The sequence below is a fragment of the Micromonospora sp. NPDC005087 genome (assembly GCF_042872965.1).
GTDB lineage: Bacteria > Actinomycetota > Actinomycetes > Mycobacteriales > Micromonosporaceae > Micromonospora.
Map to the genome: position 1 here is coordinate 259,876 of NZ_JBIALB010000007.1, position 20,490 is coordinate 280,365.

At 72.5% G+C, this 20,490-nt stretch carries 24 protein-coding genes; 12 read left to right on the forward strand and 12 right to left on the reverse strand.

Going from position 1 to position 20,490, the window contains the following annotated elements; all coding sequences use genetic code 11:
• Window positions 1-38: 38 nt before the first annotated feature.
• A complete protein-coding gene (locus tag ACFYPS_RS18955; RefSeq protein ID WP_354964331.1) occupies window positions 39-440 on the reverse strand; it encodes a ChaB family protein in 402 nt (133 codons plus the stop codon).
• A 179-nt stretch (window positions 441-619) separates the two neighbouring features.
• On the opposite strand from ACFYPS_RS18955, the gene ACFYPS_RS18960 reads away from it, so the two are divergent.
• The 4 genes from ACFYPS_RS18960 to ACFYPS_RS18975 all read left to right on the forward strand — a co-directional run bounded on the left by ACFYPS_RS18960 (window position 620) and on the right by ACFYPS_RS18975 (window position 2,994).
• Window positions 620-1,600, forward strand: coding sequence for a YihY/virulence factor BrkB family protein (locus ACFYPS_RS18960; RefSeq protein WP_354964117.1), 981 nt, complete (start codon window positions 620-622; stop codon window positions 1,598-1,600).
• Between the two features lie 100 nt (window positions 1,601-1,700).
• Window positions 1,701-2,117 carry a DUF2795 domain-containing protein gene (locus tag ACFYPS_RS18965; protein ID WP_354964116.1) on the forward strand — a complete coding sequence of 139 codons (417 nt, stop codon included), beginning with the start codon at window positions 1,701-1,703 and terminating at the stop codon, window positions 2,115-2,117.
• A gap of 49 nt (window positions 2,118-2,166) precedes the next feature.
• The gene (locus ACFYPS_RS18970; RefSeq protein ID WP_354964115.1) at window positions 2,167-2,628 is read left to right on the forward strand and encodes an SRPBCC family protein; all 462 of its coding nucleotides are present in this window, start codon (window positions 2,167-2,169) and stop codon (window positions 2,626-2,628) included.
• Window positions 2,629-2,736: 108 nt separating this feature from the next.
• The gene (locus ACFYPS_RS18975; RefSeq protein ID WP_354964114.1) at window positions 2,737-2,994 is read left to right on the forward strand and encodes a hypothetical protein; all 258 of its coding nucleotides are present in this window, start codon (window positions 2,737-2,739) and stop codon (window positions 2,992-2,994) included.
• Here ACFYPS_RS18975 and ACFYPS_RS18980 read toward each other — a convergent pair.
• Window positions 2,949-4,289, reverse strand: coding sequence for an MFS transporter (locus ACFYPS_RS18980; RefSeq protein WP_387325809.1), 1,341 nt, complete (start codon window positions 4,287-4,289; stop codon window positions 2,949-2,951). The two genes, ACFYPS_RS18975 and ACFYPS_RS18980, sit on opposite strands and share 46 nt — an antisense overlap.
• Before the next feature lie 158 nt (window positions 4,290-4,447).
• Here ACFYPS_RS18980 and ACFYPS_RS18985 point away from each other — a divergent pair, with 158 nt between their 5' ends.
• The gene (locus ACFYPS_RS18985; RefSeq protein ID WP_354964112.1) at window positions 4,448-4,657 is read left to right on the forward strand and encodes a hypothetical protein; all 210 of its coding nucleotides are present in this window, start codon (window positions 4,448-4,450) and stop codon (window positions 4,655-4,657) included.
• On the opposite strand, the gene ACFYPS_RS18990 is transcribed toward ACFYPS_RS18985, so the two are convergent.
• Complete coding sequence (locus tag ACFYPS_RS18990) at window positions 4,654-5,103, reverse strand: hypothetical protein (RefSeq protein WP_354964111.1); 450 nt, start codon at window positions 5,101-5,103, stop codon at window positions 4,654-4,656. The two genes, ACFYPS_RS18985 and ACFYPS_RS18990, sit on opposite strands and share 4 nt — an antisense overlap.
• 162 nt (window positions 5,104-5,265) lie before the next feature.
• Between ACFYPS_RS18990 and ACFYPS_RS18995 the strand changes: the two genes are divergently transcribed.
• Window positions 5,266-5,619, forward strand: coding sequence for a DUF6401 family natural product biosynthesis protein (locus tag ACFYPS_RS18995; protein WP_354964110.1), 354 nt, complete (start codon window positions 5,266-5,268; stop codon window positions 5,617-5,619).
• Between the two features lie 135 nt (window positions 5,620-5,754).
• On the opposite strand, the gene ACFYPS_RS19000 is transcribed toward ACFYPS_RS18995, so the two are convergent.
• Window positions 5,755-6,567: a hypothetical protein gene (locus tag ACFYPS_RS19000; RefSeq protein ID WP_089016725.1), complete on the reverse strand. Its 813-nt coding sequence runs from the start codon at window positions 6,565-6,567 to the stop codon at window positions 5,755-5,757.
• Between the two features lie 197 nt (window positions 6,568-6,764).
• Here ACFYPS_RS19000 and ACFYPS_RS19005 point away from each other — a divergent pair, with 197 nt between their 5' ends.
• Window positions 6,765-8,900 (forward strand): SpoIIE family protein phosphatase, encoded by a 2,136-nt coding sequence (locus ACFYPS_RS19005; protein WP_387325814.1) that lies wholly within the window; start codon window positions 6,765-6,767, stop codon window positions 8,898-8,900.
• A gap of 64 nt (window positions 8,901-8,964) precedes the next feature.
• Window positions 8,965-9,642, forward strand: a complete 678-nt coding sequence (locus ACFYPS_RS19010; protein ID WP_354964108.1) for an HAD family hydrolase — start codon at window positions 8,965-8,967, stop codon at window positions 9,640-9,642.
• A gap of 10 nt (window positions 9,643-9,652) precedes the next feature.
• Here ACFYPS_RS19010 and ACFYPS_RS19015 read toward each other — a convergent pair whose 3' ends face one another.
• Window positions 9,653-11,269: a hypothetical protein gene (locus tag ACFYPS_RS19015; RefSeq protein ID WP_354964107.1), complete on the reverse strand. Its 1,617-nt coding sequence runs from the start codon at window positions 11,267-11,269 to the stop codon at window positions 9,653-9,655.
• Entirely contained in the window at window positions 11,262-11,837 is a 576-nt protein-coding gene (locus ACFYPS_RS19020) for an IS607 family transposase (RefSeq protein WP_354964106.1), read from the reverse strand. Before ACFYPS_RS19020 ends, ACFYPS_RS19015 begins: the two co-directional genes overlap by 8 nt.
• 171 nt (window positions 11,838-12,008) lie before the next feature.
• Between ACFYPS_RS19020 and ACFYPS_RS19025 the strand changes: the two genes are divergently transcribed.
• Window positions 12,009-13,292, forward strand: coding sequence for a cation:proton antiporter (locus ACFYPS_RS19025; RefSeq protein WP_387325818.1), 1,284 nt, complete (start codon window positions 12,009-12,011; stop codon window positions 13,290-13,292).
• Between the two features lie 45 nt (window positions 13,293-13,337).
• Here ACFYPS_RS19025 and ACFYPS_RS19030 read toward each other — a convergent pair whose 3' ends face one another.
• The 3 genes from ACFYPS_RS19030 to ACFYPS_RS19040 all read right to left on the reverse strand — a co-directional run bounded on the left by ACFYPS_RS19030 (window position 13,338) and on the right by ACFYPS_RS19040 (window position 16,775).
• The gene (locus ACFYPS_RS19030) at window positions 13,338-14,273 is read right to left on the reverse strand and encodes an NAD(P)/FAD-dependent oxidoreductase (protein ID WP_387325900.1); all 936 of its coding nucleotides are present in this window, start codon (window positions 14,271-14,273) and stop codon (window positions 13,338-13,340) included.
• 148 nt (window positions 14,274-14,421) lie between these two features.
• Window positions 14,422-14,922: a metallophosphoesterase gene (locus ACFYPS_RS19035; protein ID WP_354964103.1), complete on the reverse strand. Its 501-nt coding sequence runs from the start codon at window positions 14,920-14,922 to the stop codon at window positions 14,422-14,424.
• 23 nt (window positions 14,923-14,945) lie between these two features.
• Window positions 14,946-16,775, reverse strand: a complete 1,830-nt coding sequence (locus tag ACFYPS_RS19040) for a glycoside hydrolase family 15 protein (RefSeq protein WP_387325821.1) — start codon at window positions 16,773-16,775, stop codon at window positions 14,946-14,948.
• A 122-nt stretch (window positions 16,776-16,897) separates the two neighbouring features.
• Here ACFYPS_RS19040 and ACFYPS_RS19045 point away from each other — a divergent pair, with 122 nt between their 5' ends.
• Window positions 16,898-17,485 carry a general stress protein gene (locus tag ACFYPS_RS19045; protein WP_387325824.1) on the forward strand — a complete coding sequence of 196 codons (588 nt, stop codon included), beginning with the start codon at window positions 16,898-16,900 and terminating at the stop codon, window positions 17,483-17,485.
• 44 nt (window positions 17,486-17,529) lie between these two features.
• Here ACFYPS_RS19045 and ACFYPS_RS19050 read toward each other — a convergent pair whose 3' ends face one another.
• Complete coding sequence (locus tag ACFYPS_RS19050) at window positions 17,530-18,117, reverse strand: DUF1684 domain-containing protein (RefSeq protein WP_354964100.1); 588 nt, start codon at window positions 18,115-18,117, stop codon at window positions 17,530-17,532.
• Window positions 18,118-18,145: 28 nt separating this feature from the next.
• A complete protein-coding gene (locus ACFYPS_RS19055; protein ID WP_387325827.1) occupies window positions 18,146-18,742 on the reverse strand; it encodes a TetR/AcrR family transcriptional regulator in 597 nt (198 codons plus the stop codon).
• A gap of 60 nt (window positions 18,743-18,802) precedes the next feature.
• Between ACFYPS_RS19055 and ACFYPS_RS19060 the strand changes: the two genes are divergently transcribed.
• On the forward strand, window positions 18,803-19,288 hold the full coding sequence (locus ACFYPS_RS19060) for an FBP domain-containing protein (RefSeq protein WP_387325830.1): 486 nt from the start codon (window positions 18,803-18,805) through the stop codon (window positions 19,286-19,288).
• 19 nt (window positions 19,289-19,307) lie between these two features.
• Here ACFYPS_RS19060 and ACFYPS_RS19065 read toward each other — a convergent pair whose 3' ends face one another.
• The gene (locus tag ACFYPS_RS19065; RefSeq protein ID WP_354964097.1) at window positions 19,308-19,841 is read right to left on the reverse strand and encodes a GNAT family protein; all 534 of its coding nucleotides are present in this window, start codon (window positions 19,839-19,841) and stop codon (window positions 19,308-19,310) included.
• Between the two features lie 158 nt (window positions 19,842-19,999).
• Here ACFYPS_RS19065 and ACFYPS_RS19070 point away from each other — a divergent pair, with 158 nt between their 5' ends.
• Window positions 20,000-20,482 carry a MarR family transcriptional regulator gene (locus ACFYPS_RS19070; RefSeq protein WP_354964096.1) on the forward strand — a complete coding sequence of 161 codons (483 nt, stop codon included), beginning with the start codon at window positions 20,000-20,002 and terminating at the stop codon, window positions 20,480-20,482.
• Window positions 20,483-20,490: the final 8 nt, after the last annotated feature.

The window sequence follows — 20,490 nt, forward strand, 5'->3', positions numbered from 1 at the left end:
GTGCCTCCGGTGCGGGCCGCGCACCGGCGTCGCGGTGGTCAGTCGCCGCGGGCCTTGCGGGTGGCCCGATCGTTGGCCTTCTCGATCGCCTTGACCAGCTCCGGCTTGGACATGCTGGACCGGCCGGCCACGTCCAGCTCGCGGGCCACCGACATCAGGTGGTCCTTGCTGGCGTTGGCGTCCACCCCACCCGCGGTGGGAGCCCGCCGTTCCGGCCCGCCGCCGGCCGCCTGGCGATCGCTCGGGCCCTTGCGGCCCTTCGGTTCCCAGTGGTCGCCCACCTTCTCGAACTGGTGCTTCACCGCGGCGAAGGCGGTGCGGTGCGACCGCTCCCCCTCGCCGTAGGTCTCCACCGCCGAGTCGTGCGTCTTCTCCCAGGTGCGCTGCGCCTTGTCCGGGGAGCGTCGCAGCGTGCTGGGCAGGTCCTCGCGCCCGGGCATCTCGTCCTCCTCCGTGTCGACAGGATCACCCATGACCGTTCCCCGGTGACGGGGCGGCAAACCATACGCGGCGGCCAGCCGACGGAGGGCGGGTTTGTCGATTTCCCCGCGCGGGTACCGGCCGGGCCAGGCCCGACCGGATGACCGGTCATCCGGCGGCCGGGGCGCAGGGAGCGGGCATGACGACCACGGGTCCCGGTACGACGCTCGGCGGCACACTCGGCACGCGGGTACCCCGGCGGATACGGCAGCTGAGCTGGCGAACCTGGCGTGGGGTGGTGGTCCGTAGCGCGCAGAACTTCGTCACCGACAACTGCTCCGACTGGGCCGCCGCGCTGACCTACTACGGCGTGCTCGCGCTCTTTCCGTCCGCCATCGTGGTGGTGGCCCTGGTCGGCCTGGTCTCCACCGGGGAGCGGACCGTGGACACGGTGGTCGACCTGGCCAAGCAGATGGGCGCCGGGTCGATCGTGGCTGACGACGGCGTGGTCGGGGTGATCCGGGCCGTGGTGGTCGAGCAGAGCAACGCCAAGGTGCTGCTGAGCTTCGGCCTGCTCGGCGCGCTCTGGTCCGCGTCGGGCTTCATCGGCGCGTTCACCCGCGCCTCCAACGCCATCTACGGCGTGACCGAGGGCCGGCCGGTCTGGAGGCTGCGGCCGTTGCAGATCGGCCTGGCCGCGATCACGCTGGTGCTGCTCGCGGTGGTCGCCCTCGGGCTGATCGTCAGCGGTCCGGTCACCGACGCGGTCGGCGACCTGATCAACGCCGGTGGCCTGGCCCGCACGGTGTGGAGCGTGGCGAAGTGGCCGGTGCTCGCCCTGATCATGATGGTGCTGCTGTCACTGCTGTTCTGGATCGCCCCGAACGTGCGGCAGCCCCGGTTCCGCTGGCTCACCCCGGGCGGCGCGGTGGCCCTGTTCGCCTGGGCGGTGGCCTCCCTCGGCTTCGGCCTCTACGTCGCCAACTTCGGCTCGTACGACGCCACCTACGGCAGCCTGGGAGCGGCCATCGCGTTCCTGGTCTGGCTCTACCTGTCCAACTCGGCCCTGATGCTGGGCGTGCAGATCAACGCCGAGGTGCAACGTGGTCGGCGGTTGCAGGCCGGCGACCCGGACCCGGACGAGCCGGTGCTGCCGCCGCGGAAGCCGGCCGAGTCCTGAGCGCCGTACCGGGCCTCGTGTCCGATCCGGGGCCGGCCCGAGGGCCCGTTCGTGACCCGGTGCCGGTTTACCGGCCGGGGTGCCGGGTAGCGCAGAAGGCATGGAGCGTGGCAACAGCAAGCACGGACCGAGAATCGACGAGCAGATGAGCCAGGAGGTCAGCGGCCTCGTGCAGGGGCCGGGGACCGGCGGCTCTCGGGTCGACGAGTCCCGCGTGCCGGAACCGGCCGGCGAGGACCAGCCCGAGGCGACCACCGCCCCGGCCGGTGAACTGCGCACCGGCTCCCCGCAGGGGATGAGCTCCGAGGACGTCGAACAGCGCAGCCGGCTGGGCCGGTTCATCACGATGAGCGCCCTGCCCGGCGACCGGGAAACGCTGGTCGCCAACGCGCGCGACAACGACGCGCCGGACGACATCGTGGCCGCGCTGGAGCGGCTGCCCGACGGCACCCGCTACCAGACGGTCTCCGAGGTGTGGGCCGCGCTCGGCAACAAGAACGAGACAACCCGCTGGTGACCGGATCGTCCCCCGATCCGTACGACCGGCGGCCGAAGGAGGATTTCTGATGAGTGGCGTTACCGAACATGTCGACGTGTCAGTCCCCGTTCGCACCGCGTACGACCAGTGGACGCAGTTCGAGGAGTTCCCCGAGTTCATGGAGGGTGTGCAGGAGGTCCGGCAGCTCTCCGAGACGATGACCCACTGGACGGTGGACATCGCCGGGGTGAAGCGCGAGTTCGACGCGGAGATCACCGAGCAACTGCCGGACGAGCGGGTCGCCTGGCGTTCCACCGGCGGCACCCAGCAGGCCGGCGTGGTGACCTTCCACCGGCTGGACGAGGACAAGACCCGGGTCACCCTCCAGCTCGAGTTCGAGCCGCACGGGGTGGTCGAGCAGGCCGGTGACAAGCTCGGCATCGTCGACCGGCGGGCCAAGGGCGACCTGGAACGGTTCAAGACCTACATCGAGCGGCGCGGTCAGGAGACCGGCGCCTGGCGCGGCAGGGTGGACCGCCCGCAGCCGTGATCCCCAGCACCGATATCCGATGGCCGCCGGAGTCCCCGGCGGCCATCGCCGTGTCTCGGACCAAGCACCATCCGTTTGCGATCATCGCGCCCGGGTACCGCTGAAGGCATGACCGACGACAGGGTGTGGCGCGACGAGGAACGGATTCCGCTGGAGGAACTGGAACGGGCCGTGGCGGGCTCCAGCATCGACGGGCAGGCCGACGACGTGACCGGCAACGACGCCGGCGAGGAGGCCGCGTTCGGGCACGGGCCGGCGGCAGCGGACCGCGGCGGTCAGGCCAGGGGCGCCGGCCGGGAGCCGACCGACCCGGACCGCGCCTACCGCCCCTCCACCACCGGCAGGACCGGACCGGACACCGGCTGACCAGCCCCACTGGCCTCACCGGCTGCACCGGCCGCCGTACCGGTTCCGGCCGGAGCGGGCGACGTGGGCTGATCCGGCCCGGCCACGGCGGGCACCGGCCGCTCCGGGCCGGGCCGGCCGGCGCCCAACTCGTAGAGCACGATCAGGGCCAGCGCTAGCACCAGCAGGGCTGGGCCGAGCACCTGCACCGACACGTTGCCGATCAGCACGCCGAGCGCGGCCGGAACGAACGCGGCGCCCAGGCCGGCCGCGCCGATCTGGAGCCCGATGGCCTGGTCCGCGTGCGCCGCACCGACCCGGTCGGCGGTGGTGAGGGTGAGCAGCGGGAACACCGGCGCGGCGGCGAAACCGACCACGACCAGACCGAGCACGGCCAACGCGCCCGGCCCGGGTACGGCGATCAGCACCGCACCCGCCGCCATCCCGGCCAGGCTGCCGCGCAGCACCAACCAGGCCCCCAGCCGCTCGGCCACCACGCCCTGCACCACCCGGCCGACGAAGAGACTGCCCCAGTACGCGGAGACGCAGCCACCGGCCACCACGGCGCTCAGCCCGCGCCCCTCGGTCAGGAGCAGGAACGCCCACAGCCCGGCGGACACCTCGATGGCCACGTACAGCGCGAAGGCGAGCGCCCCCGACCAGACCGCGGGCAGCCGCAGCGTGGCCCGGATCGGGACCTTCACGGCTGGCGGGGCGGGCGCGGCACCCGGCTCGGTGGGGCCCGGGACGCGGCGCCGCCAGGCCCGCACGGTGAGGGCGAACGCGGTGGCGAGGGCGAGCTGGGCGGCGGCCACGATGCCGTACCCCCACCGCCAGGCCAGCCCCGCGCTCAGCACCGCCGTCATGATCAGCGGGCCGATCGCCACCCCCAGCCCGAAGAAGGCGTGCATCCAGTTCATGTGGCGCGGACCGAAGGCCCCGGCGGCGTACGCGTTGAGCCCGGAATCGATCGCGCCGGAGCCCAGACCGAGCACCAGCGCGCAGCCCACCAGCACGGCCAGCCCGGGGCTCGTGGCGTACCCGGTCAGCGCCAGGCTCGACAGCAGGGTGCTACCGGCGAGCAGCGCGCCCACCCCGACCCGGGCCAGCGTGAACCCGGCCAGCACGCTGGAGGTCAGGTAGCCGACGGTGCCCGCGGTGAGCAGCAGACCGACCGCCTCGGTCGGTACGCCGAAGTCGGCGCTGATCGAGGGCCAGCCGACGCCGAGCAGGCTGTCGGGCAGGCCGAGACTGACGAAGGCGAGATAGGCCAGCAGGAGCAGCGAGGCGCGGGGTGGCGCAGGTGCGGTGGACACGGAACATCATCCTGCCGCAGCCGCACCTTACCGCCAGCTCCGGCCGGTCGCCCGCGGTGACAAGAAGTGGTGCCCGGACGGTCGGGAAAACGGACAGCTCATCCAGAATCGGCCGATCGGACGACGGCAAGCCGACCGGATCGCGCAAGACTTTCGGGATGCATCAAGGCTCCGGAATCCTCTCCACGCGTCAGCGCCGACTCGCCTGGCTCGGCTTTCTGCTCGCCGCACTGCAGGCACCGGTCTCCGCCTGGCTCGTCTCCGACGAGTCCTGGCTGTTCAGCCTCTGCGTCGCGCTGATGGTGGCCACCGTGATCATCGCCGACGACGCGGCGCGGCGCCGACCGGCGGACACGGCCGGGGACTAGCCTTCGCTGCCCGGCCGGGCCTCGTGCCCTGGCCGGCCCCGGCTGCGGCGTCGCTCCTTCATCTCCGCCTCGTAGAGGTGGCGCCGCCCGCCCACCAGCTCCTCGCGGGCCTGCCGGTCCAGCTCCCGGAACAGCGCGTGGTAGCCGTCGTCGAAGTCCTCGACGATCTGGAACGTCCACCGGCCGGCGATGACGTTGCGGCCCAGCAGCTCGGTGTCGATCCGGTCGGCGAGCCGCGGATGCCCGGCGGCGCGGAACTGCTGCACCGCGTCGTCGAGCATCAGGTCGGCGTGCCCGATCAGCTGGTGCAGCGAGTACAGGTGCCCCCGGGCCCGCTCGACGCACTCCAGCGCCTCGCTGAGCTTGCCGAGCGCGGCGACCGTCGCGTCGCTCACCCCGGCCGGCCGGCGATGTTGCTCGTCCGGCCCGTCCGCCTGCTGTCCCATCCGTTCCTCCGGTGCTCTGTGCCGCCGTGTGCCGTGGTTCTCCTGCTGCCCCGTCTGTGCCGGATCAACCCTCGCGGTCAGCCCGAGTCGGCCGGTGGCGCAGCCGACACCCGCCGAGCGGCCGAGGTCGGCCCGGTCACCGGTCGGTTAGCCTCGGTCACCATGCGTGTGCCGTTCAACCGGGTCGCCTCCCGTACCGCCGTCGACTCGGCGCGGTCCACCCTGGCCGCTCTCACCGTCTCCGTGGGCACCGCCGGGCTCGCCGCCGCCGCCGCGCGCCCCGGGCTGCTGGCGCTGGTCGACCAGCACGCCGCCGCCGTGCGGGACAGCCTCGACGGGGACCGCCGCCCGTTGACGGCCGCGGCGCTCGCCGGCTACGCGGAGGGGGTCCGCGCCGCCGCCGACGAGCACGGGTGGGTGCCGCCGAGCGGCCCGGTGGACTGGAGCGAGCCGGAGTGGCCGCTCACCCGGCTGGTCGCGGTCTGCGCCCTGGCTCGCGCGCTGGACCGAACCTGACGATCTGCCGAACGGGCGGGCCGCCGCCGCAGGGTCGACCGGCCGCAGCAGCGGGCACCGACCGGTAGCGCGCGGGGAGGGCGCCCGCGCCGTGCGCGGAACACCCTCCCATCGACCGCGTGCTGCTCTACCCCGCTACGGGCGGTACTGCGTCGCCTGCTCCTCGACCTGCGGCATGGCCTGGGTGCGGTCGCCCGCACGGTCGGCCATCTGCCGCTCCATGTCACCGCGACCGGCCGTGGTCGCCCGCCGGTTCTCCTGCACCGCCCGAGCTTCCTCGGCCGCCCGGTTCAGCCAGCCCTCCCACCGGTTCTGCATGGGCCGCACCAGGCCACCACCGACACCGATGATCAGGATGCCGGCGACCGTGGCGAGCACGGCGATCAGCACCGGCGTGGTGACCGTGGTGGCGATACCCACCTGGTTCAGCGCGGCGATCACGCCGAGCGCGATGATGAAGATCGCCGTCAGGTCGGCCAGGACCTTGCCGTACGAGAGCCCGCCCAGCGCCCCGGTGACCAGATCCCGGACGGCGTTCGCGATCGCGGCCGCCACCACCACGATGACGATCGCCACGAATGCGCGCGGCAGCCAGGCCACCACGCCGCTGATCAGGTCACTGATCGCGTTGGGTCCCCAGACTCCGAACGCGAACTGCAGCGTGAACAGCAGTACCGCGTAGTACGCCAGTCTGGCGAGGATGTCGCTCGCGTCGTACTTCGTTCTCTCCAGTGCCCGTTTGATGCCGCCGCGTTCGACCGCCTCGTCGAAGCGCACCCGTTCCAGCACCGTGTCCACGATCTTCAGGACCGCTCTGGCGATGAGCCAGCCGACCACGAGGATCACGATGAAGGCCACGGCCTTCGGGATGAAGAGCAGCACCGACCTCCAGGTGTCGGCGATGGCGTCACCGATGTCGGCCTGCCCGACCGCGAGGGTTTTCAGCATGATGTCCCTCCTGTCGCATGGACTGCGTCGGGCGCATACCCGGCCACCGGTGCGGCAGTCCGCGCGGGTCGCCACGTTTTTTCCGACAAGTCGCCGGACAGGGCTGTGAACTGCTCGAACAGGCACCGCGTCGGCGCTCGCCACGACCCGCGGCCATGATCGGATGCGGCTCTCCGGCAGCCGGCTAGGCTGCGAACATGCCAGGAACGGTCGGGCGAGTTCCCACGCCAGCAACTCCGGTGCCGGGGGCATCCACCGGACCGGGCGCTGCCGCCGTGCTCGGCCATGACTGGGCCGGCACCTCGCTCGGCCCGCCCGAGCGGTGGGACCCGGCGATCCGGGCCGTGGTCGATCTGATCCTCGCCTCCCCGATGCCGATGGCGCTGGCGTACGGCGACGACCTCGTCCTGCTCTACAACGACGGGTACGCCGAACTGCTGGGCAGTAAGCACCCCACGGCCCTCGGCCGCCCCTCCGCCGAGGTGTACGCCGAGATCTGGGCGCTGCCCGGTGTCGGCGAGGTGATCGAGCACGCCTACCGGCAGGGCGTGCCGTTCCTGGAGAAGGAGAGCGCCCTCCCGATGGTCCGTGGCCGCTCCGGCGTCGCCGAGCAGGCCGTCTTCACCCGGAGCTACTCCCCGGTCCGCGACAGCACCGGACAGATCGTCGGGATGCTGCCGGTCGCCGCCGAAACCACCCCCGTCACCAGGCAGCTGCAGAGCCTCAGCGAGGTCGCCGCCGCGCTCGCCGGCACCCTCACCCTCGACGACGTGGCCCGGGTGGCGCTGCGCTACGCGATCACCACCCTCGACGCCGACCAGATCGCGTTCGCGGTCGATGAGGGCGGCGGCGGATGGCGGATGGTGCGCCGGGTGCGCGGTGAATTGATGGACGAGGCCGACGAGCGCCTGCCACCGCTCTGGCGGCGCATCCCGGCGGACTGGTCGACCCCGGTGGTGGAGGCGGCCCGCTCCGGCGGTCCGTCGTTCACCCGGGACGGGCAGCCGCTGCGGGAGACCGCGGTGGACCGCCACGACCAGAAGATCCGCTCGCTGGCCGCGGTGCCGCTGGGCACCTCGGTGGTCCGCGGCGGGCTGGCGGTCGGCTACCAGGTGCCGCACACCTGGTCGGCCGCCGAGCGGGCGCTGCTGGCCGCCTCGGCCGAGTTGATCGGCCAGGCGGCGGAGCGGGCCCGACGGTTCGAGACTCAGCACGGCACCGCCCAGTTGCTGCAACGCAGCATGCTGCCGGCGAACCTGCCGGACCTGCCCCGGCTGCGGATCGCGGCCCGCTACGACCCGGGCGTGGACGGCAACGCGGCCGGCGGGGACTTCTACGACGCGTTCCTGCTGCCCACCGGCGGGCTCGGTGTCGTGCTGGGCGACGTCGCGGGGCACGACGTACAGGCCGCCGCACGGATGGGACAGGTCCGGGCGGCGCTGCGCGCGCTGGCCCTGGCCGACCCGACGCCGGACGCGGTGCTGGCCGGGCTGGACCGGCTGGTGACCAGCCTCGGCGCGGAGGCCGGCACGCACGAACTGTTCGTCACCGTGGTGTTCGGGGTGGTCGACGCCGATCGGCGCGAGTTCACGCTGGCCAGCGCCGGGCACCCGGCGCCGTTGATCCGCCGCTGCACCCCGGACGGTCGCTCACACGCGGAGTACGTGGAGATGCCGATCGGCCCCCCGCTCGGGCTCGGCGGCCGGCCGGCCACCACCACCGTCGCGTTCCGCCCCGGCGACACCCTGCTGCTGTTCAGCGACGGTGTGGTGGAGCGCCGCAGGCAGAGCCTCACCGTCGGGCTGGACGCGCTCGGCGACGCGGTCGCCAAGGCCGGCGGCAGCGACCCCCGTGCGCTCTGCGCCGTGGCCACCGCCGCGGTCCCCGGCGGCACCGAGGACGACGTGGCCGTGCTGGCGGTCGAGCACGCGCTCAAGCCGAGCCGCTCGGCGAGCATGGAAGTGCCGGCGGAGCCGACCGCCCCCAGCCGCGTCCGGCACTGGATGACCGGCCAGCTCGCCGAGTGGCAGGTGCCCGAGGCGGTGATCGGCGCGGCGGTCCTGTGCACCAGCGAGCTGACCACCAACGCGCTGCTGCACGCCGGCACCGCCGCCCGGGTGGAGATCGACCTCAGCCCCGAGCGGCTGCTGGTCTCGGTCGCCGACTCCGGCACCCGGGGCACCGTGACCCGGGCCCGCACCGACACGTTGAGCAGTCGCGGGCGAGGGCTCGGCCTGATCGAGCAGCTCAGCGACGCCTGGGGCACCGACCCCTCGGTCCGCGGCTCCACGGTCTGGTTCGAGATCCTCGTCCCGCCGACCGAGGGTCACTGAGACCCGGGTCGAACGCGCCAGGGCCGGAGGGTCAGCCGGCCACCGAACGGGTAGGAGGACGCCCATGCGCACCGACCGACCCGCCGGGGTCCTCTTCGACGTCGATGGCACGCTCGTCGACACCAACTATCTGCACACCGTGAGCTGGTGGGAGGCGCTGCGCCAGTCCGACCAGCCGGTGCCGATGGCGACCGTGCACCGGTCGATCGGGATGGGTTCGGACAAGCTCCTCGACCACCTGCTCGGCCCGGAGCGGGACCGCGACGCCGACGCGAAGCTGCGCGACGCGCACGACACCCTGTACGCCGAGTACTGGGAACGGCTGACGCCGCTGCCCGGGGCGGCGGACCTGCTGCGGGCCTGCGCCGAGCGGGGTCTGCGGGTGGTGCTGGCCACCTCCGCCGCGGAACACGAGGTCAGCGCGCTGCGCCGCGCGCTGAACGCCGACGACGTGGTCGACACGGTCACCTCGTCGGCGGACGCCCAGCAGAGCAAACCGGCCCCGGACATCCTGGTCGCCGCGCTTCAGCAGTCCGAGTTGGCCGCCGAGCGGTTGGTCTTCGTCGGCGACTCCGTCTGGGACGTCGCGGCGGCCGGCAAGCTGGACATCCCGTGCGTCGGGTTGACCTGCGGCGGCACCAGCCGGGGCGAGCTGGCCGGCGCCGGCGCGGTGGCGGTGTACGACGACCCGGCCGCGCTGCTGGCCACGTTGGACGATTCGCCGGTCACCCGCCCGCGCTGAGGAACCGTTCCTAGGGACTGAGCACGAGTTGCGTGTTTTCAGCCGCGTGTCCCGAACGGTGTTGGGCACGCTGGTCTCCCGCGTTCGCCCCGTATCCGGCGCGCACGGATCGTGTCCGCGGTCCGAAGTTACGGGGGCGGGTTCCCTCGCGCTCAGGGTCACCCGGTCCGGCCTGGACGGTCCGATGCCCCTGCCCATCACTCTGGTGAGCTGGGGGCGGTGCCGTCCGACGCCGGATCGGGTGACCCTGGGCGCGTCGTCCGATCGCCACGGCGGCGGCGTCGTGGCGAGTTGCGGTGCGGGTTCTGCTGGTTAGGGGCTTCTGCCAGTGCTGGGCGCCCCACTTGGAGGTGTATGCGGGGTCGACCGCGACGATCGCAATGCCGGGCGCCTCGGCCATCGACGTGAGCCGGGCGCGCAGCTTACTGACAGGCATCCCGGATATGAGACTGCGGAACCGTTTGCGGCGGCCGTGCTTCTCCCGGGTCTTCTCCGCTTCGAAGTTCAGGTCCTCGATGGCGACAGCTTTCACGCCGCAGACCTTCACCCAGTTCAGCAGCCGAGTCAGGGCGTGACGCAGCTGGGCGTCACGGTGCTCGGCGGTGCCGGACAGGTCGTAGTGGAACCGGCGTGGGTTGCCGACTGGATTGCCGTGAACGTCGAGCCGCCAGGCGGCGATGTGATCGGCATTGGTATCCACCCCGATCGCGCCGTCGGCGAGGGCGGCCTGCAGCGGGACCGTCTTGGTGGGCGCGTACTGCCAGGACGCGGTGATGTACCAGCGTCCGCGCCGCGCGTCGTGGTGGATACGGTAGGCGACCGCCCGGTTGGTCTCGATACGGTCGACCCACTCCTGGCCCCGATGTGGGAACCGCGCCTTCGCCGCGAGGACATACCGGCCGTGGGGGGCGTTCGCCAGTCCGGCCAGCGGTGCGGGCAGTCTGATCGACGCTTCGCCGCCGGGGGTGACGCGGATCGTCTCGTTGCCGTACCGCTTACCCGACTCCCCGTCGGCCTGAAGGAACCAGCGCTGCGCTTCCCAGCGGTCGCGCCACTGCGCCCCGGTCAGTCCAGCCTGGGCCAGGTTGTGGCGGTTGCGGGCGAGCCGCTTCCCGCCGCGCATCACATGCACGACCCCGGCCTCACGGTCGGCCCGCTCCCGCTCCAGCCGCTCCATCAGCACGTGCAGACGGCGACTCTTGGCGAACCACTCCTGCCGACTGCGGTAGCCGCCCGGTACGCCCTTGGTGCCGCGCTGGCCGACCGGCAGGGACAGCCGATGTCGAATCATCGCGACCCCAGCTTCGAGGTTACCGATGTGTACTAGCTGGCACCTGCGGGCCAGCGCCCACTGGTCGTGCGTGGCCTTGGTGATCGCCCCTGCCCACCGGGCCGACGAGCCAGGCGTCAGGTCGCGCTTACGCGCCGCCCACGCGTGCGTGGAGTGCTCCAGCCGGTCGGCACACCGAACCTTGAGGTCCTTCGCCGCGAGCGAGCCCAGGTGTGCACCCACCAGGCGCAGGATCTCCTCGTCTCGCGCCGTGAGACCTTTGAGGCGGTCGCGGATGGCGACCCCGGTCGGGCCGAGGGCGACGAACGGCTCGTCGATCGAGCGGAGGTCAGCCATGTTCGGCGGCCTCCAGCGCCTTCCTGGCCCGATTGCGGGCCGACCTGCGCCCGTACAGGCGAGCACAAAACGACGTCAGCACCTCAACCATGTCGCGGACCAGGTCGTTATCGACCTCGCCCTCGTCCAGCACCACCAGCCGGCGACCGTGGGCGGCCAGCGCGGCCTCGACCAGTTCGACGTTCATGCGACCCAGCCGATCCTTATGTTCAACCACGACAGTGCTCACGTCCGGGTCGGCCAGCAGACGCCGGGCCTTCGACCGGGCGCCGTTCATGCCCGAGCCGATCTCGGACTCCACACGCACCACCCGGTGGCCGGCCTTGGCCGCCCACCCCGACAGTCGGGCAACCTGGCGCTCCAGATCGGTCTTCTGATCGTGGGACGAGACCCGGGCGTACAGACCCAGGCCACCCGTGGAGGCCGGCGCGCTGTTGGCGTCCACATTCACCAAAATCATGCGGGGGCCAACCCGCTGAGCCGGGACCGGCAAGGTGCCCTGACGGAACCAGCGATACGCCGTGTGGGGACTGATCCCCTGCGCACGTGCCCACTCCGTCAGATTCACAGGAGCATCATACGCAACTATAGTCACCCCGTGCACACTCATGCACGCTCGGCGGCCAACAGGTCGCGACCCTCCTGTTCGGCTCGTCGCGGAGGCTTACCCGTACGACTCGCGGGGCATGGTGTGTCACCACCTGCCCGCAACCCGTGGGCACGGTCGGAGGGTGGCACGGTGGAGCCGGTAGACGTGGCGTTCGCGCTGGTGGGCCTGGGCGCCCTGCTCGCAGGGATCCTGCCCCGGGTGCTGGAGCGGCGGCCGCTGTCCATGCCGATCGCCTTCCTCGCCCTGGGGATGCTGGTCTTCCTGCTGCCGGTCGGACTGCCCACACCGGACCCGCTGGCCCACCCCGAGCTGACCACCCACCTGACCGAGATCGGGGTGATCGTCGCCCTGATGGGCGCCGGGCTCAAGATCGACCGACCGTTGAGCTGGGCGAAGTGGTCGTCCACGTGGCGCCTGCTGGTCATCGCGATGCCGCTGTGCATCGCGGCGGTGGCGCTGCTCGGCTGGTGGTGGGCCGGGCTGGTGCCGGCCGGCGCGCTGCTGCTGGGCGCCGCCCTGGCCCCGACCGACCCGGTGCTCGCGGCCGACGTGCAGGTCGGCGAGCCGACCGACGTGGAGGACTCCGAGGATGAGGTCCGTTTCGCGTTGACCTCCGAGGCGGGCCTCAACGACGGGCTGGCGTTCCCGTTCGTCTACGCGGCCATCGCCTCGACCAGCCTCGCGCCGCGGGACTGGCTGGTCGACTGGTTCACCGTCGATGTGCTCTGGAAGGTCGGCGTCGGGGTCGGCGGCGGCCTGCTCATCGGTTGGTTGCTCGGCAAGCTGTTCTTCCGGGCGCCCAGCCATCTGCGGCTGGCCCGGCACGCCGAGGGTTTCCTGGCGTTGGCCGCCACCTTCCTGGCGTACGGGCTGGTGGAGGTGGTCGGCGGGTACGGGTTCCTGGCGGTGTTCGTGGCCGCCCGCGCGATCCGGGCCGCCGAGCGGACCCACGAGTTCCACTCGGTGCTGCACGACTTCGCGGAGCAGATCGAACGGCTGCTCACCCTGGTGCTGCTGCTGCTGCTCGGCGGCGCCATCGTCGGGGGCCTGCTCGCTCCGCTGACCTGGCCGGCTGCGGCCGTCGGGGTGGCGCTGGTGTTCTTGGTCCGGCCGCTGGTCGGCTGGTTGTCGCTGCGGGGCGCGCCGGGCCGGCCGGCCGAGCATTGGGTCATCTCGTTGTTCGGCATCCGCGGTGTGGGCTCGTTCTACTACCTGGCGTACGCGACCACGAAGGCGGACTTCCCGCAGGCGGAGCTGCTCTGGGCCACGGTCGGGCTGGTGGTGCTCGTCTCCGTGGTGGTGCACGGCGTCGCGGCGACCCCGGTCATGCAGTTGCTGGACCGTAAGGGCGCACGGACCAGCGACCCGGCCGAACGAGGCGTGCCCGCCCAGCGCGTCGCCGGCCACGCCTGAGCCCCGGCCCATCGGAAACCGGCGGCCAGCCGGCGGTCGGCGTCCTCAGCTGAGGCGGGCCGCCAGGGCACGGCCGAGGTCCCGACCGGAGCGCCAGGCGCTCTGCACCCGGGGCTTGCCGAACGCGTCGCCGGCCAGGCCGATCCCGTCGGCGTCCAGGTGATGGGTGCCGCCCCCGGCGGTGGTGGGCTTCGCGTACGTCCATCGGTGCACGTGCACGTCGGCCGCCACCTCGGGCAACCCCAGCAGGTCCCGGACCGCATGCTCGATCACCGGGCCGGCTCCGGTGGGCTGGGCGAGGTGCCCGGCGGCGAACTCCGGCACGGTGTGCGCGACCAGCACCGGGGCGCCGTCGCCCCGCCGGTCGCCGTCGTCGCAGACCAGGCTGAGCACCGGGTGGTCGTTGACGAACGCGCCCCGGAAGTCCGGCCAGCGCCGGGTCGGGAAGCGCAGCACCGCGGCCAGCGAGGGCGACCAGCGCTGCGCCTGCGCGACGCGGGTGGCGTCGGCCAGGGCCGGGTCGAGCAGCAGGGCGGCCTGCGGGCCCGGCATGGCCAGGGCGACCGCCGCGCACGGCTGCCCGTCCACGACCGGCCCGGGTTCCACGGTGAGCACCAACCGGTCGACGGTCACCGGCACCGCGCCGGCCAGGTGTTCGACCAGTGAACGCAGTCCGCGCGGCGCGGCGAAGCGCATCGGCCCGGGCACGTCGCGGCGCCCGTCCTGGTCGTACGCCTGGAAGGTGTCGGTCCATTCGCGGACCAGGCCGGCGGCGCGCCACTGCTCGACCAGCGCGGCGAAGTCGGGGTCGCTGGCGGTGAAGTAGGCGGCGCCGATGTCGGCGGGGCGGCCGTCGAAGCGTTTGCTGGCCATCCGGCCGCCGCGGACGTGCCCCCGCTCCCGGACCTGCACCGGCACCCCGGCCGCGGCCAGCTCCACGGCGCAGGCCACCCCGGCGATGCCCGCTCCGACCACCACCACACCTGACCGGTCCACGCTCATCGGGTGATCGTAGGTGCCGGCGGACGCGCCGAGCAGGCATGAACGCGCGAAGATCCGGGTATTGGCACGCTTGTTCGAAGAGAGGGTGATGACGCTGACGGACCGCAGCAACCAAGCGCGACCGGGGTCAGCGGCGGGGCAGCCGGTGCAGCTCGACCCGGGTCAGGCGGCCGGCGTCCACCTCGGCCGTGAGATAGGTGGCGTGGGGCTGGGCGCGGCGGTCGGTGGGTGAGCCGGGGTTGAGCAGGCGTAGGCCACCGGGGGCTTCGGTGTCCCAGGGGATGTGCGAATGCCCGAAGAGGAGCAAATCGACGTCGGGGAAGCGGGCCGCGCAGCGCTGCTCGCGGCCGGCCCGGGGGCCGGTCTCGTGCACCACGGCCACCCGCAGGCCGTCGAGGTCAGCCCGGGCCACCTCCGGCAGCCGGGCGCGCAGCGCCGGGCCGTCGTTGTTGCCGTACACCCCGATCAGCCGACGGGAGCGCGCGGTCATCGCGTCGAGCAGCGACTCGTCCACCCAGTCGCCGGCGTGCAGCACCACGTCCGCCGCCTCGATCGCCTGCCAGAGCGGCCCGGGCAGATCCCGGGCCCGCTTCGGTAGGTGGGTGTCCGCCGTGAGCACCAGCCGCATCCCGGCATTGTCCCCCAGCCCGCTCAGGACCGCGTCGGGGTGAAGTGCGGCGGTGGCACGCCGCGATGCCGCAGCGCCGGGTCCCGTTCGACGTCCGTGAGCTGACCGGCGGCGTTGATCAGGCCGATGTGCGAGAACGCCTGGGGGAAGTTGCCCATCTGCTCGCCGGTCAGCGGGTCGATCTGCTCGGCGAACAGGCCGAGGTCGTTGACCCGCCCGGCCAGCCGGCGGAACAACCCGTGCGCCCGGTCCAGTTCCCCTCCCATCGCCAGGCAGCCCACCAGCCAGAACGAGCAGATGACGAAGCCCGCCGGGTCGCCGTCCCAGCGTCGCAGCAGGCCGTCGTGGGACAACCGCCGCTCCACCGCTCGGACCGTCGCGCGCATCCGTGGGTCGTCGGCCGCCAGGAAACCCACCAGTGGCATCACCAGCACCGAGGCGTCCAGGTCGTCGGATCCGAAACTCCCGCTGTACGCACCGAGCCGGTCGCTCCACCCCTGCTCCAGTACCGTCGCGCGCACCTCGTCGCGGGCGGCCGCCCAGCGTTCCACGTCCTCCGGTCCACCGAGCTCGTCACCGAAGCGGACCGCGCGGTCCAGCGCGACCCAGCACTGCACCTTCGAGGACACGTGGTGGTGTTCGATCCCGCGCTCCTCCCACATGCCCGCGTCCGGTTTCCGCCAGTCCACCACGGCCTGGTCGGCGAGCACCCGCAGCACGTTGCGCACGTCCGGCTCCATCGGCTCCAACTTGTCGCGCATCAGCCAGGCGGCGTCCAGCGCCTCGCCGAAGATGTCGGTCTGCCGCTGCCGCCACGCGTCGTTGCCGATGAGCACCGGCGGGCTGCCGCGGTACCCGGCGAGGTGCTCCAGGCGGTGCTCGGTGAGGTCCCGCTCCCCCTGCACCCCGTACATGATCGGCACCGGTTCGTCGCCGATCCGGCCCATCGCCCGGCTCACCCAGGAGAACTGCCGCTGCACCTCGTGGAAGCAGGCCGAGCGCCACAGCGCCCGCAGGGTGAGACTGAAGTCGCGCACCCAGACGTAGCGGTAGTCGTAGTTCCGGTTTCCGCCGAGCTTCTCCGGCAGCGAGGTGGTCGCCGCGGCCACCACGGCTCCGCTGGGCCGGTACGTCATGCCCTGCACCACCAGCGCGCTGCGTCGCACCTGTTCGGAGTAACACCCCCGGTATTCGTGCTGTTCGACCCAGGACCGCCACCCGGCGGCCGTGTCGGTGATCGTCCGATCGGCGTCCGGCACCTCCGGCGCCGGCGCGTCGTAGGTCGGGGCGTACCCGAGCGTGAAGTTGTGGATCGAACCGGCGCGGGCGGTGAAGGTGCCGGTGGCCTCGCCCTCGCCACAGCACAGCGGCACACTTCCCCGCAGGGTGAGCCGCGCCGCCCCGGCGACGGCATCCAGCATGCCGCCCCGCTCCACGAGGAACGCGGTGGTCCGCCCGTACTCGAAGCGTGGCCGGTAGTGCACCCGCATCGGGACCTCGCCGGAGAGGCCCCGCACGCTGCGGACCAGCACCTGCGGCGAGCACATCCCGATGTCGTGGCCGCGCGCCCCGGGCTCGAAGGCGAGCGCGTCGGTCAGCGCCACCTCCCCCTGCCCGGTGCGGAAGACGGTCCGCAGCACCAGGGTGTCGTCGAGGTAGCAGCGATCGACGCTGAAATCGCCCTCCGGCCGGATCGACCAGTGCCCGGCGTCGTCGTCGAGCAGTCGCCCGAACACCGACGGCGCGTCGAACCGGCCCGGGCACCACCAGTTCACCGAGCCCGAGCGGTCCACCAGCGCCGCGCTGCGGCCGTCGGCGAGGAAGCCGTGGTCGCTGATCTGTCCGCTCCGCACCCGGTTACCTACCCGGGGCATCCAGGCGCATTCCTGGCGGGCGGCACGGCATCCACCCTGGTTGCTGGCGTTACCGGCCGGCGCGGGCGGGAACCCGGACGACTTGACGAGGGAGGATGCTCATGACGTCAGCTTCGGGGCCGGCCGCCGCGTGGCGGCCCGGCACACAGGGTGGCGATCTGCTGCCGTCCGGCCCGGCCGGCCGTCCGTCGGCACCGTCCGGTGACGGGCACGGACCGGAGACCGGCCCGCCCACCGTGACGATCGGCTCGTATCCGGACTATCCGGCCGCACAGCGGTTGGTCGACTATCTCGCCGACAACCGCTTCCCGGTGGAGCACAGTGCGATCGTCGGGACCAACCTCACGCTGGTGGAGACGGTGCTCGGGCGGATGACCACCGGTCGGTCCGCCCTGCTCGGCGCCGGCACCGGCGCCTGGTTCGGGCTCTTCATCGGCCTGCTGTTCGGCATCTTCACCGTGGGCAACTGGCTGGCGGTGATCCTGGTCGGGCTGGTCATCGGCGCGATCTGGGGTGCGGTGTTCGGCGCGGTCGCGCACGCGATGACCGGCGGGCAGCGGGACTTCACCTCGGCCAGTTCGCTCCGCGCCGGCCAGTACGCGGTGATCGTCGACGCGCAGCTCGCCGACCAGGCCCGGCAGCTGCTGGGTCGGATGCAGATGTCCGGTTCGGCGACGGACGCCGGCTGAGAGCGGTTCGAACGGCCGTCCCGGCAGCACGCCGGGGCGGCCGTTCAGTCGTGGTACGCCAGCTCGCCGGCCCGCAGCGGCACGTCGAGCCGGTTCTCGGGCGGCGCCAACGGACACGCCCAGCGGTCGTCGTACGCGCAGCTCGGGTTGTAGAGATAGTTGGCGTCCAGCCGGACCCGGTCGCCGGGCAGCAGCTCGACGCCCCGGCCGAAGGTGCCCTTCACCGTGTCGGTGAGGTACCGACCTCCGCCGTAGGTGTCCTGTCCGCAGGTCCCGTCGCGCAGCGGCACGAACAGCCCGCCCCCGTACGCCTCGATCCACCACAGGGTCAGCGGCCCCCACGACGTCTGCGCGACCGCGACCCGCCGGTACGCGACCACCCCGTCCGGGCCGCCGGTGTCGATCCGCAGCTCGCCGCTGGCCGGGCGCAGGGGTGCTTCCACCACGGCGGCCGGGTTGGGCGGAAAGTAGCGCACTCCGGTGAAGCCGGGTCGCTCCGCCGCCGGGATCGGGCTCTGCGGGTGGGTGGCGAAGAGCTGATCACGGCCGGCGCGGAACCCGGCCAGGTCGACGTCGGACAGGTACAGCCGGGCTATCCGTTCCCGCCAGTCGGCCAGCTCCAGTTCGTCCACGCCGTCGAGCCTAGGCGGTCGCCGTCCGTCACCGAGCGGTCTCCGCACCGGTGCTCCCCGTGAACGGCCAGTTGCTGAGGACCGCGTCGAGAGCGTCCAGCGTTCGAGCCCAGGAGGCGTCCGTCGTCCGGGGGGTGTGCCGGAAGCCGCCGGTCTTCTCCAGGCTCACGAATCCGTGGAACGTGCTGTGCATCATCCGTACCGCGTCGGTCTGGTCGGGTTCGGAGAGCCGGTAGCCACGCAGGATCGCTCGCGTCATCTCCGCGTGCCGGACGCCGGCGCTCGCGGCGGCCGTCTCCGGGTCGAGGTCGATCTGCATCGCGGCGTACCGGCCCGGGTGCCGCGTCGCGTAGTCCCGGTACGCGTTGGCGAAGGCCACCAACGCGTCCTTGCCCGCGCGGCCGGCGAGGGCGGCGGCGACCCGGTCGGCAAGTTCCGCGAGCGCCAGCAGCGCCACCCTTACCCGCAGGTCGTGTGCGTTCCTGATGTGGAAGTACAGGCTCGCGTCCTTGACGCCGAAGCGCCGGGCGAGCGCGGCGACGGTCACGTTCTCCATGCCGATCTCGTCGGCCAGCTCGGCCGCGGCCAGGGTCAGACGCTCGGCGGTCACCCCCGCACGTGCCATGCCGCACACTCCCAACCTAGTCGTGTTATTTGCTTGCCTAGGAGAGCTAGGCTACTACCTATGCTAGCGATAACTGAGCGCGCCATCCGCGCGTCCTTCGTCAACTGCACCCAGGGCGAGGCGAAGCGGCTGGCCGTACCGAACGATCTCGAAGTGCGACCGTGGGACGACCTCGACTTCTTCGGGTGGCGGGACGGCGCCGCCCCGCAGCGGGCCTACCTGGTCGCCGAGTCCGACAGCGGGTTGGTCGGGGTGGCGTTGCGGGTGGCCCCGCACACCGGGCGCGCCCGGCGCAGCATGTGCTCGCTGTGCCTGACCACGCACACCGGGTACGGCGTCGCGCTGATGACGGCCCGCAGAGCAGGCCGGGACGGGCGGCAGGGCAACTCCGTCGGCGTTTACATCTGCTCCGACCTGGCCTGCTCGTACTACCTGCGGGGCAAGAAGGACGCCGGGCGCCGCCTGGACGAGACGATCACCCTGGAGGAGAAGATCGACCGCACGACGACCACCCTCGGCGCGTTCCTGCGGAGGGTGATCGAGTGAGCCGCCGTCCACCGAGGGCCTATCGGTCGGTGGACAGGCGGGCGTGCAGGTGCTCGTCGTGGCGGCGGCCGTCGCCGTACCGGTACGACTCGCGCAGCGTCCCTTCCGCGAGGTAGCCGGCCCGGTGGGCGACCCGGCAGGACGCCTGGTTGGCCACCGCGTGGCACAGCTCCACCCGGTGCAGCCCGAGGTCGGCGAACGCCCAGTCGGTGAGCCGGACGACCGCCCGCACCGCCACCCCGCGCCCGCGCGCCGCCGGCACCGTCCAGTAGCCGATGGACGCGTCGCCGTGGTGGATGTGGTACACGGACACCGAGCCCAGCAGTTCCCCGCCGACCGCGGCCGTTACCGCCATCGAGGCGTGGTCGCCGCCGGACCAGTCGGCCCGGTGGCGTACCCACGACAGGGCGGCCTCGTCGTCGATCGGGCCGCCGCGGTGTGGGTTCCATTGGGCGATGGCCGGGTCGCGCAGGGCGTCGCGCACCGAGGGGGCGTCCGCGTCCCGCCACGGGCGCAGCAACAGGTCGGCGGCGGTGAGCTCCACGTGTTCCACGAGGGCGGAGTCTGGCACATCACCCGCCGGCTCCACCGCCGGACCACCGACGACTCCTTTCAAAGCTGTACGAGCGCTGTACCAGGGCGGCGTGGACGTGATCCAGACGACGCTCAAGGGCACTAGTTAAATTTTGAAAGAGTGCTATCGTCGTGGACGTGACAGAGAGCCTGGACAGCACCCGAGAGGCCGCCTGGCGCGCCTACATCGAGGCCAGCCAGCGCCTCTACACCCAGCTGGAAGACGACCTTCGGGCCGACAGCGATCTCAGCTTCGCCGACTACCACGTGCTGGTCCTGCTCTCCGAGGCACCGGGGCAGCGGCTGCGGATGGGTGAGCTGGCCGGCCGACTCGTCTTCTCACCCAGCCGGTTGACGTACCAGATCTCCTCAATGCAACGCCGCGGCCTGGTCAGCAAGGAGCCCTGCCCGGACGACCGACGGGGCAGCGAGGCGGTGCTCACCGCCGCCGGGCTGCTCGCTCTACGGGAAGCCGCGCCGCACCATCTGGCGTCGGTGCGCACCCACCTGATGGACGACCTCGACGACGCCGAGGTCGCCTGCCTCACCCGGGTCTTCGGCCGGCTCGGCGACCGCCTACGGGCGGCCCGGGCCACGTCGACCACCCACGCCACGAACTAGGAGCCTTC

Excerpts from the sequence above, each read along its gene's own strand:
- ACFYPS_RS18965 (WP_354964116.1), top strand. The coding sequence starts at position 1,701 with ATGGAGCGTGGCAACAGCAAGCACGGACCGAGAATCGACGAGCAGATG.
- ACFYPS_RS19010 (WP_354964108.1), top strand. The coding sequence starts at position 8,965 with ATGCGCACCGACCGACCCGCCGGGGTCCTCTTCGACGTCGATGGCACG.
- ACFYPS_RS18985 (WP_354964112.1), top strand. The coding sequence starts at position 4,448 with ATGCATCAAGGCTCCGGAATCCTCTCCACGCGTCAGCGCCGACTCGCC.
- ACFYPS_RS19015 (WP_354964107.1), bottom strand. The coding sequence starts at position 11,269 with ATGGCTGACCTCCGCTCGATCGACGAGCCGTTCGTCGCCCTCGGCCCG.
- ACFYPS_RS19005 (WP_387325814.1), top strand. The coding sequence starts at position 6,765 with ATGCCAGGAACGGTCGGGCGAGTTCCCACGCCAGCAACTCCGGTGCCG.
- ACFYPS_RS19035 (WP_354964103.1), bottom strand. The coding sequence starts at position 14,922 with ATGCGGCTGGTGCTCACGGCGGACACCCACCTACCGAAGCGGGCCCGG.
- ACFYPS_RS18970 (WP_354964115.1), top strand. The coding sequence starts at position 2,167 with ATGAGTGGCGTTACCGAACATGTCGACGTGTCAGTCCCCGTTCGCACC.
- ACFYPS_RS18990 (WP_354964111.1), bottom strand. The coding sequence starts at position 5,103 with ATGGGACAGCAGGCGGACGGGCCGGACGAGCAACATCGCCGGCCGGCC.
- ACFYPS_RS18955 (WP_354964331.1), bottom strand. The coding sequence starts at position 440 with ATGCCCGGGCGCGAGGACCTGCCCAGCACGCTGCGACGCTCCCCGGAC.
- ACFYPS_RS19045 (WP_387325824.1), top strand. The coding sequence starts at position 16,898 with ATGACGTCAGCTTCGGGGCCGGCCGCCGCGTGGCGGCCCGGCACACAG.
- ACFYPS_RS18995 (WP_354964110.1), top strand. The coding sequence starts at position 5,266 with ATGCGTGTGCCGTTCAACCGGGTCGCCTCCCGTACCGCCGTCGACTCG.
- ACFYPS_RS18975 (WP_354964114.1), top strand. The coding sequence starts at position 2,737 with ATGACCGACGACAGGGTGTGGCGCGACGAGGAACGGATTCCGCTGGAG.
- ACFYPS_RS18960 (WP_354964117.1), top strand. The coding sequence starts at position 620 with ATGACGACCACGGGTCCCGGTACGACGCTCGGCGGCACACTCGGCACG.
- ACFYPS_RS19060 (WP_387325830.1), top strand. The coding sequence starts at position 18,803 with ATGCTAGCGATAACTGAGCGCGCCATCCGCGCGTCCTTCGTCAACTGC.
- ACFYPS_RS19000 (WP_089016725.1), bottom strand. The coding sequence starts at position 6,567 with ATGCTGAAAACCCTCGCGGTCGGGCAGGCCGACATCGGTGACGCCATC.
- ACFYPS_RS19055 (WP_387325827.1), bottom strand. The coding sequence starts at position 18,742 with ATGGCACGTGCGGGGGTGACCGCCGAGCGTCTGACCCTGGCCGCGGCC.